The following is a 9,119-nucleotide window of genomic DNA, read 5'->3' as shown; positions in this document are numbered from 1 at the left end:
GGTTTCCACCCTATTCACAATCTCAACAACTAATTTCACTTGTTAACTATTTTATAAATTTATAATTTGGGGGTGGGGGAATTTTCGGCTGTCACGGTGGGGGAATTTTCGATTGACATTACCAAGTAAAACCGTGTCCCATAAATATGGGGAATAATAATGGAACCTTTTCATGTAGAGATGGGTGGGTGATTTTGGCAACGGCAAATCGCCCACCCGTACTATTACACTCACATCATACTTACACTTACTCTTACATCCCCTCTACACTCCCCGCTCCGGCAGCGGTTCCCTCAAGAAAAAAGTGTTTTTTCCGAGAAGCATTTTTTCTGAAAAGTATTGACCACTCCCACCGTAAGAGGCTAAAATCTGAGTAACTGATTTTCAAGCGCACAACCATTAAATAATTGCTCTTATCATTGACCAATGTCGCTGCCGAAAATTCCCAAAGCCGGTATCTCGCTGGCCGTAGTTGGCTTTTCCTCTGTCGTGACCCAATTGGTTCTCATCCGGGAGGGTATCTCAACCTTTGGTGGAAATGAGCTGGTGATTGGCCTTATTCTGGGCTTATGGCTTCTATCCTCTGCTTCCGGTGCCTTTCTGGGGGCCCTGATGGCCAGGGGGAAAAACCCCTATCGCCTGCTCTTTTCAGGCCACCTGCTCCTGGCGGTGATTCCCTTTCTCCAACTGGTCGGCTTCAGGGCCCTGCCGCTGCTGTGGGTTCGGGGGGAATTGCTGGGTGCTGGCACGGCCATGATCGGCAGCGGTCTGATTCTCACGCCCTATGGTCTTGTTGCCGGAAGTCTGATCCCTCTGGCGGCCGGTCTTTTGTCTTCGAATGATCCTCCATCAGCGGCTTATCTTACCGACCTTGGGGGAGAGGTTCTGGGCGGGCTTGTGTTCAGCTTCCTGTTCGTCTATCTTTTCTCCCACTGGGGAGTGCTGATGGCTGTCGGTTTCCTGAACCTTGGCGTGACCATGCTCTTTTGCTTTCCCCGCCGCCTGTGGCTGGTACCGGCTCTGGCAGCTCTGGCCATAGCTGTGAGCCTGCCGCTCAATTTCTCGACCTTGTCCTGGCAGGTACCGGGGCAGAAAATTCTTGTTCACAGGAATACTCCCTTTGCCCAGTTGTCGATCACCCGCAGCGGTCAGCAGGTGAATGTCCTTTCGGACGGCCTGCCGCTTTTTTCGAGCAATGATTACCGCACCGAGGCCCTGGCCCATATTCCCCTGGCCCAGGTTGGAGAAGGTGCCAGGGTGCTGTTGATCGGCGGCGGGGTATTCGGCACGATCGCCGAGATTCTGAAACACAATCCGGGCCGGATCGACTATGTGGAGCTCGATCCGGCCATCCTGCGTATGGACCGGCATATTCACCGCAGCCTCGATAACCCGCGCGTCCATACCCATGTGGGTGACGGGAGGCTCTTTATCAAGAAAGCCCGCCGGGCGGCAATCCGCTATGATTGTCTGGTTCTTGACCTGCCGGGACCGGAAAATATCCAGTATAACCGCTTCTATACCCGCGAGTTTTTTCAGGAGGCCAGAAGCATCCTCACCCCACGGGGAGTCGTGTTCTTTACCCTGACCGGAGCCGATAACTACCTCGAAGCCGAAGGGCTGGCCCTGAACCGCTCTGTCTATGCCGCCCTTGACCAGGTATTTGCCCACATCCTTCTTTTTCCCGGTGAAACCCACTATTTTCTTGCCTCTGCCTGCCCCCTTGCCCCTGCTCTCAGCCCTGGTGCTTCCGGTGCTTCCGGTGCTCCGGATATCAGGGGAAGGCTGGCTGAGCGAAACATCCGCACCCGCTGGCTGGTTGACTATCAACTGCCGGAGATGACCGACCCGTTTCGGATGGACCGGCTCAAGGGTCTGGTCACCGGCGGGGACAGCCAGCCCAACACCGATCTTTCACCCCGTGCTTTCCGGCATCTTTTGAACCTGTGGCTGAAAAAAACCGGAGGGACGGAAAGGATGAGCTGGCTGATTCCGGCAATCGCGGTTTTGCTGGCCCTGTGCCTTCTTGTGGCCTGGCAGCGGGATAAACTGCTCCTGGTCACTTTCTCTTCCGGTTATACGGGGATTTCTCTGGAATTATCCCTGCTTTTTCTCTTTCAGACCATTTTCGGTTATGTTTATCTGTGGATCTCTTTATTTATAACGCTTTTTATGATAGGATTAGGTGCAGGTGCCCTGGCTGCACGCAAGTGGAGGAAGGATCCGGTGGGACAGACGCTCGTCCAGGACAGCATTCTTATTCTCCTGGTCAGTCTCATCTGCGGGCTTGCTGTTTTCGGCAGGAGCCTGCAGGCCGATGTTCTCCTGTCCGTGGTTCAGTGCGGTATCATTCCCGTGCTCATCTTTGGCTCTGCCCTTGCTGTCGGCTGGCAATTTGTGGCTGTTTCGCATCAGCTCATCGGAAAGGTGCCCCGGATCACCGGAAAGCTCTACCTGGCGGACCTGGCCGGTGCATCCTGCGGGACTCTGGTGACCAGCTTGTTTTTACTTCCCGGATTCGGTATTCTGGGTGTACTTCTTTCAGCAGCGCTGGTTAAATCGGCCAGCCTGGCAGCCTTGGTGAAGATGAGGAAATCACGATGAATCGAACCCGGCGGGAATTTCTCAAGGGCAGCCTGTGTGCGGCCTGCGGAGCATGGTTTTGGTTATCTCACTGGGGTTATCCGGGGAGTGCCTTAGAAAGGCTGGCTCTGGCTGACTCCGGCTTCGATCCCAAAGACCCCCACCTTCGGGAAGCCTATTTTTACGAGAAACTCACCGGCGGAAAGGTCAGGTGCCAAACCTGTCCCAATACCTGTCTCATCAAACCTGACCGCCGGGGAAGGTGCGAAACCAGGGTGAATCTGTCCGGAAAGCTCTATTCCATCTCCTATGGCAATCCCTGCACCGTCAACGTGGACCCGGTGGAAAAAAAGCCGCTCCTGCACTTTTATCCGGGATCCCTCGCCTTTTCCCTGGCTGTGGCCGGGTGTAATTTCCATTGCCTGAATTGCCAGAACTGGGAGATTTCCCAGACCACACCGGATAAGACCCGCAATCTCGATCTTCCTCCGGACCAGGCAGTCAGGATGGCCCTGCAATACAACTGCAAAAGCCTCGCTTACACCTACTCGGAAGCAACCACGTTCTATGAGTATATGGTTGACATCTCGGCCAGGGCGCGGCCTGCGGGGCTTAAGAATATCTACGTCAGCAACGGTTATATATCGCCTCCCGCCCTGGATCGTCTGTGCACGGTCATTGATGCGGGAAGCATCAATCTGAAAAGCTTCTCCGATGACATCTACCGCAAGCTGAACGGCGGGCATCTTGAGCCGGTGCTCAATACCTTAAAAACCCTCCACCGCCGGGGTATCTGGCTGGAAATCATCAACCTGGTAATCCCCACCTACACCGATGATCTGGAAATGATCAAAAGGATGTGCGGATGGATCGCCCGAAACCTCGGACCGGAATGCCCCCTGCATTTTTCCCGGTTCACGCCCAAATACAAGCTTGCCAAGCTGCCGCCCACGCCCGTGGAGATACTCCAAAAGGCCAGGGAAGCCGGGATCAGGGAAGGGCTGCACCATGTATATATCGGCAATGTGCCGGGAATGGGGGAGGAAGTCATATGCCCAGGGTGCAGGAAGACGGTGGTCAAACGCCAGGGATATACCCTTGCATCCCTCAACCTGGAGAAAGGCAAGTGCCGGTTCTGCAAGCAACCAGTGAGCGGACGGTGGGAGTGAGGGGGATGGGGAGTGGGCAATGGCACACATCCGATGGTACGTATTTAAGGATAGAAGAATGATCTCCCGCAGAGACGCAGGGGCGCAGAGAATGACCGAAAATGATATCCTCTGCGTCTCAGCGTCTCTGCGGGAAAAATACAACACCGCCGTGTCGTCTTTCCCATAAGAGCGACTTCTTTTTACCACAAAGGAGGTAGGGTTATGAAAAATATTGCTTATCTGTTCTTGATTTTTCTTCTGGTCATGTTTCCGGGTTCTTTCGGCTGGGCCAAGGACGAGCCGGGCCAAAAGGAGAAAAAGCGGGTAAGATTTCCGGCGGTGGCGGGGCAGTTCTACCCTGCCGAAGAAATCAAGCTGGCCGGAGTGGTGCGGCAATTTCTGAAAGAGGGCAAAGGCAGCCCGGTATCCGGCAGGATTATGGGGCTGATCGCTCCGCATGCCGGATATATCTACTCAGGACCAGTGGCAGCCACCGGCTACCGGCAGATCGACCCTGCCACCAAAACCGTTTTCGTCCTGGCACCCAGCCACCGGTCAGTCGCGGCCAGGGCATCAATCATGGATGTCGATGCATACCGCACCCCCCTGGGGGACATTCCCCTGTCTCCCATAGCCGCCACCCTGCGCCAGCATGAGCTTTTTTCCCCCCTGCCGGAGATGGATCACAAGGAGCACTCCCTTGAAGTGCAACTGCCTTTTCTCCAGGAGAGGCTGAAAAATTTCGAGCTGGTTCCCATCACTATCGGCCAGGTTGACCCCAGCCGTATAGCCAAGGTCCTCTTGCCCTATATCGGTGAAGACACGCTGATCGTGGCCAGTTCCGATCTCTCGCATTATTATCCGTATAACAAGGCCAGGCTTCTTGACGAAAGCTGCATCAGGGCCATTACAGCCATGGATTTTGACCAGACGGCTGAAAGCGAGGCCTGCGGAAAAATCCCTGTCCTGGTCCTCATGGAGATTGCCCGCCAGAAGGGGTGGCAGGGAAAACTGATCGACTACCGGAATTCGGGAGACACGGCCGGTCCTCCCGATCAGGTAGTGGGATATGCCAGCATCGCCTTTGTCAGGGGAGGAGAGGGAGGAACGGCGAAGGGCAGGGAAACTCAAAGCAAGAACACTCTCGGCACTGAGCACACAGGGCATCATCAGGAGGCCGTTTCCGGGGCGGACCGCAAGGCACTGCTCGATCTTGCCCGCCGCGTGATCAGGAATACCCTGAGCAAGGAGAAGTCGACTTCTCCGGAGGACCCTTCGCCCTATCTTCAGGAGAAGCGGGGCTGCTTTGTCACCCTCCACAAGAAGGGACAATTGCGCGGCTGTATCGGCACGATTTCTCCTGAACAGCGGCTGTGCGATTGCGTGAAGGAAAATGCCTTCAATGCAGCCTTCCGCGATCCCAGATTTTCCCCGCTGAGCATGAGTGAGCTGGATCAGATCGAGATAGAAATCAGCATCCTCACTCTGCCCAGGCAAATCAAGTTCTCTGACGCCGAGGACCTGAAGCGGCAATTGCGGCCGGGGGTGGATGGTGTGATACTGAGCCAGGGATGGCACCGGGCAACCTACCTCCCCCAGGTCTGGGAGCAGTTGCCGGATAAGGAAAGCTTCCTCCAGAGTCTCTGTCAGAAGGCCGGTCTGCCCGACGATGCCTGGAAAAACCCGAAAACCAGAGTGGAGATCTATCAGGCCATTGTTTTTTCCGAGTCCGAGTAAGATGCATGTCTCCTAAGTTGCCGGTTATTATTAAAAACGAACGGGTGAAAAACCTCCAGGCCGGACATCCCTGGATATTCTCCCGGGGCATTGTGAAAGTATCCGAAGGTCTGGTCAACGGAGCGGTGTGCGGGATTTATGACCAGCAGAACCGCTTTCTGGCAACAGGCTATTACAATAAAAACTCGGAAATCAGGGTCAGAGTCTTAAGCTTTCAGGATGAAGAGATCAACCGCGCTTTTTTTCAGCGCAGAATCCAGACGCTGCGAAACGCCAAGGAGGAGTTTCTCCCCCCGGACACCGATTCCTACCGGGTCGTTTTTGGCGAAAGCGACCTTCTGCCCGGCCTGATTGTCGATAAGTACGCGGATGTGCTGGTGGTCCAGCTCCATACCGTGGGTATGGACAGGCTGCGGGACGCGATCGTGGAGGCACTCAGGGAGGTTTTTCAGCCCAGGACCATCTACGAAAGAAGCGATGTCGGCGTTCGCCGGAAGGAGGGGCTGAAAACCCAGCCCAAACAGCTCCTGTATGGGGAGGACCTCAGGGAGGTGCTCATTCGGGAAAACGGTATCGCATTCTGGGTCAATTTCGTGGAGGGCCAGAAGACCGGCTTTTTCCTCGACCAGCGGGAAAACCGGAGTCTTGTGACCAGATTCTGCCGGCGGAGGCAGGTTCTCAACTGCTTTGCCTATACCGGAGGCTTTTCAGTCTATGCAGCCCTGGCCGGGGCCAGAGGAGTGACCAGCGTGGATATCTCCGGAAAAGCCATAGAATATGCCAGAAAGAACTTTGAGGCTAACCGGGTCAATACCAGAAAACATCAGTTTATCGAGCACGATGTGTTCGAGTTCCTGAAGGGCATGCCTTCTGATGAATATGACCTGATCATCCTGGACCCGCCCTCCTTCGCCAAGAACAAGGAGCAGGTCAAAAACGCCATCAGGGCCTATACCACCATCAATTCCAAAGCCCTGGAAAAGCTGCCCCCCCAGGGCATCCTGGTAAGCTCATCCTGCACCACCCACATCGATGAGGAAACCTTTATCAAGATTCTTCACCAGTCCGCGGTCAATGCCCGGTGCATAGTGAAGGTGCTGGCCGCTACCGTGCAGCCGCACGACCACCCCTATAACCTGAGCTTTCCGGAGGGCAGGTACCTGAAATTTTTTGTTTTACAAAAGGTTGCTGAGTGATGAAGGATATGCATTCCCCTCAAGATTCATCTCCACCATTTTGGGAATTACCGGAATCCCGGCGTCTGGAATTTAAAGAGGGGTTCCCCCAGGGTAATCACGTGGCTAAAACCGCAATAGCTTTCGCCAATGGTGCAGGTGGAAAAATTGTTTTTGGCGTGCGCAGTGATCCCAGACAGATCATCGGCATTCCGGACGATGAGCTTTTTCCCCTGGAAGAGCGTATTTCGAACCATATTTTCAGCCAATGCGCCCCAACCATAATTCCGGAGATCTACATTCAGGCAGCAGAGGGGAAAAATCTGCTGGTAGTAGAAATCTTCCCTGGCTCGCATAAGCCATACTATCTTAAAGCAAAGGGTAAACATCAGGGAACCTATGTCCGTATTGGCTCCACAAATAGACAAGCGTCTCAGGAGATACTGGAAGAGCTGGAACGGCAGCGGCGGAAAATCTCTTTCGATGCAATACCGGTCTATGACCTTTCTTACCCGCAGATTAATCTCGATAGTTTTAGAATAGACTACCAAAAGGCAACTGGCAGGCCCCTGGATAATAATGAGCAGCTTAAAAACCTGGGACTCCTTTGCTGTGAAAGGGACCAACTTTACCCAACACATGCGGCTGTTCTGCTATCGGATTCCCCTGTTCGCAAGCGCCTTTTCCCTTATGCAAAAATTGAATGTGCCCGCTTTAAAGGGACAGATACAAGAGTATTTTTGGACCAGATGAGTATTGATGGTCCTATTTATGCAGCAGTGGAACCTTGCCTGGCCTTTATTAAAAAGAATATCGCACTTTTCTCTCGTATTGGTGAAGTCTATCGGGAGGATCGATGGGAGTACCCTCTCGAAGCCATCCGTGAAGCTATTGGTAACGCCATAATTCACAGAGATTATGCCATTCTCGGCAGTGACATCAAAATAGCTATTTTTGATGATATGCTGGAGATCACCAGCCCCGGTCCGCTACCGGAAACCATGCCGATTGAAAAACTGGGCACGGGCCGATCGGAGATTAGAAATCGTATCTTAGCCCCCATTTTCAAGGATATAAAAGTGATCGAGGCATGGGGGACAGGTATTCAAAAGATGCAAGGCGAGCTTTTGAACTATCCGGAAATTGAGCTTGTACTCCGAGAGGTTGGCTATGCTTTTCAAGTTCAATTCAGAAAGAAATCTGGAACAGAAGGTGTGGATTTGAAGCTCGGCCATGCCGAATTCAGACAAGTACCGGACAAGTACCGGACAAGTACCGGACAAGTACCGGACAAGTACCGGACAAGTACCGGACAAGTACCGGACAAGCTGAAGCTCCTGGATTTTTGCAGAGAGGAGAGAACCATTAAAGAAATGATGTCCTTTTTGAATTTAAAACATCGGGAGACTTTCCTGGCCAATTATCTTTATCCACTCATGAAGGAGAGTCTCATTACCATGACTATGCCGGATAAACCCAGGAGCCCGAAGCAAAAATATGTTATTACCACCAAGGGTCTGGGGAAAGAGAATAATTAGGAAGTATCATGAAATGTGATTGCTGCCCATTTGAATGCCGGGTGGACCGGGTGTCCCGGCTTGGGATCTGCAAGGCTCCGGCAGAATTGAAAGTTACCCGGATTATGGCCCATTTCTGGGAAGAGCCCTGCATCAGCGGCCAGCGGGGCTCCGGGACCGTTTTCTTTTCCCATTGCAATGCCGCCTGCCTCTTTTGCCAGAACTACCGGATTTCTCAACTGAATCCCCCTGGCGGAATCTACTCTGATGAGGAGTTTATCGGACTGTGCAGGCAATTTGTCGAAGAATCGAAGGTCCATAACCTTAACCTGGTCTCGCCCACCCACTACTCAGGCCGCCTGCTGAGGATTCTACCCCGGCTTAAGCAGGAAATTAACCTTCCCATTGTCTGGAACAGCAATGGCTACGAGAAAGAGTCGGTCATTGAGGAGTTGTCCGGCCTGGTGGATGTGTTTCTCCCGGACCTTAAATATGCTGACAACGATCTGGCGGTCAGGTTCTCCCGGCTTCCTGACTACTTTCACCACGCTTGCCGGGCCATAGCGGCCATGCAGAAAATTGTTGGTGATCCGGTCTTCGACCAGGAGGGGATCATGCAGCGGGGAGTGATTATCCGTCACCTGATTCTGCCCGGCCAGGTAGAAAACAGCAAAAAAGTCCTCGCCTGGATTGCGGACAATCTGGGGACCCACAGGTATATCTCCCTGATGTCCCAGTATTACCCGGTCCATCGGGCCAGCGAAGTGCCTGAACTCAACCGGCGGCTTACCCCGGAGGAATACCGGGAGGTTGAAGAATACTTCCTCGACCTTGGCTTTGAGAATGGATTTCTCCAGGACCTGGATTCGAATTCCGCCGAATATACCCCGGAGTTTTGAAATAGTGGCTCATTTGAAGAGAGCCTGCCTTGCAGAATATTACTCCTGCAAGGCAGG

General features: G+C 53.3%; 6 protein-coding genes. All 6 read left to right on the top strand.

The annotated features are described in order from the left end of the window. The first annotated feature begins 426 nt into the window (after positions 1 to 426). The 6 genes from AB1611_15125 to AB1611_15100 all read left to right on the top strand — a co-directional run bounded on the left by AB1611_15125 (position 427) and on the right by AB1611_15100 (position 9,062). Positions 427 to 2,604 (top strand): hypothetical protein, encoded by a 2,178-nt coding sequence (locus AB1611_15125; protein MEW6380924.1) that lies wholly within the window; start codon positions 427 to 429, stop codon positions 2,602 to 2,604. Next, the gene (amrS, locus tag AB1611_15120) at positions 2,601 to 3,752 is read left to right on the top strand and encodes an AmmeMemoRadiSam system radical SAM enzyme (GenBank protein MEW6380923.1); all 1,152 of its coding nucleotides are present in this window, start codon (positions 2,601 to 2,603) and stop codon (positions 3,750 to 3,752) included. Before AB1611_15125 ends, amrS begins: the two co-directional genes overlap by 4 nt. 204 nt (positions 3,753 to 3,956) lie before the next feature. After that, complete coding sequence (gene amrB / locus AB1611_15115; GenBank protein ID MEW6380922.1) at positions 3,957 to 5,471, top strand: AmmeMemoRadiSam system protein B; 1,515 nt, start codon at positions 3,957 to 3,959, stop codon at positions 5,469 to 5,471. 5 nt (positions 5,472 to 5,476) lie between these two features. After that, positions 5,477 to 6,667 carry a class I SAM-dependent rRNA methyltransferase gene (locus AB1611_15110; GenBank protein ID MEW6380921.1) on the top strand — a complete coding sequence of 397 codons (1,191 nt, stop codon included), beginning with the start codon at positions 5,477 to 5,479 and terminating at the stop codon, positions 6,665 to 6,667. A gap of 8 nt (positions 6,668 to 6,675) precedes the next feature. After that, complete coding sequence (locus AB1611_15105) at positions 6,676 to 8,184, top strand: RNA-binding domain-containing protein (protein ID MEW6380920.1); 1,509 nt, start codon at positions 6,676 to 6,678, stop codon at positions 8,182 to 8,184. An 8-nt stretch (positions 8,185 to 8,192) separates the two neighbouring features. Then, on the top strand, positions 8,193 to 9,062 hold the full coding sequence (locus tag AB1611_15100; GenBank protein ID MEW6380919.1) for a radical SAM protein: 870 nt from the start codon (positions 8,193 to 8,195) through the stop codon (positions 9,060 to 9,062). The last annotated feature ends 57 nt before the right edge of the window (positions 9,063 to 9,119 follow it).

The sequence above is a fragment of the bacterium genome, from assembly GCA_040755755.1.
GTDB lineage: Bacteria > SZUA-182 > SZUA-182 > DTGQ01 > DTGQ01 > DTGQ01.
The sequence above is the reverse complement of the archived record's forward strand: the minus strand, read 5'-3'. Positions and strand labels throughout refer to the sequence as shown.

Bases quoted from the DNA above. Each gene is read 5' to 3' on its own strand.
- AB1611_15110 (MEW6380921.1), top strand. From the start codon at position 5,477: ATGTCTCCTAAGTTGCCGGTTATTATTAAAAACGAACGGGTGAAAAAC.
- AB1611_15105 (MEW6380920.1), top strand. From the start codon at position 6,676: ATGCATTCCCCTCAAGATTCATCTCCACCATTTTGGGAATTACCGGAA.
- amrB (MEW6380922.1), top strand. From the start codon at position 3,957: ATGAAAAATATTGCTTATCTGTTCTTGATTTTTCTTCTGGTCATGTTT.
- AB1611_15100 (MEW6380919.1), top strand. From the start codon at position 8,193: ATGAAATGTGATTGCTGCCCATTTGAATGCCGGGTGGACCGGGTGTCC.
- AB1611_15125 (MEW6380924.1), top strand. From the start codon at position 427: ATGTCGCTGCCGAAAATTCCCAAAGCCGGTATCTCGCTGGCCGTAGTT.
- amrS (MEW6380923.1), top strand. From the start codon at position 2,601: ATGAATCGAACCCGGCGGGAATTTCTCAAGGGCAGCCTGTGTGCGGCC.